The sequence below is a fragment of the Streptococcus pseudopneumoniae genome (assembly GCF_001074975.1).
In the GTDB taxonomy this organism is placed as follows: domain Bacteria; phylum Bacillota; class Bacilli; order Lactobacillales; family Streptococcaceae; genus Streptococcus; species Streptococcus pseudopneumoniae_D.
Genome location: NZ_JUUO01000090.1, coordinates 1 through 810, shown reverse-complemented (window position 1 = coordinate 810; position 810 = coordinate 1). Strand labels below are relative to the sequence as shown.

1 pseudogene is annotated in these 810 nt (G+C 41.5%); it reads right to left on the bottom strand.

The features are described from left to right. Positions 1-797: pseudogene (locus tag ADI86_RS04875) on the bottom strand (surface exclusion protein); the annotation flags it as partial. Between the last annotated feature and the right edge of the window lie 13 nt (positions 798-810).

The following is an 810-nucleotide window of genomic DNA, read 5'->3' as shown; positions in this document are numbered from 1 at the left end:
TCCATCATTTCTTTAGCTAATTTCAATGCATCATTTTTGACATTCACATTGTTTTCAGCTTGTTTAATGGCATCTGCGCGGTTGCTATCTGCTTTCTTAGCAGTTTCTACAGCTTTTGTTGCGCTTGAGATATTCACATTTGCTTGTTCAATATCTTTTTCAGCTTGAGCAAGAGAGGCTTTTACTTCGCCAAGTCCTGAACCATTTAGCGCGTCTTCAGCTGATTTTACATTCGCTTCTTTAGCGGTTACTGTTTTATCCGCTTCAGCTTTCTTACTTGTTGCGCTTGCAACGTTAGCAGTTTCAGTTGCTACAGTTTCAGTTTGCGCTTTAATGGCGTCAGTAGACGCTTCAGTTGCTTTTTGGTTAGCTTCTTGAGCTTTTACATTAGCATCTTGTTTTGCTTTTGTAGCAGTGATATTTTCTTCTGTAGCATTGACTTTAACAGCTTCCGCTGACTTCAAGTCCTCTTTAGCGCTTGTCAAAGCAGTTTCGGTAGTTGTAACAGCTTGGTTAGCAGAAGTAGCTTCAACTTTTGCTGTTTCACTTTCAGCTTCAACTTGCTTAACAGTAGACGCTTGAGCATCAAGAGCTGGCTTGACATCAGAAGATTTCTTCACTTCTGGTTTTGCATCAGCTACAGGTTTAGAAACCAGAGCTGGTTCATTAACAGCGGTTGCAGTTGCTGTTGCTGTGTCAACTGGCGCTGAAACAGTTGCTTCCTGAGCAAATGCAGGCACACCAACAGACGCAAGCGCAATAGCTGTTGAAGTTGTTAGGGTTTTCAGTTTCTTCATCATTTTCTCCTTT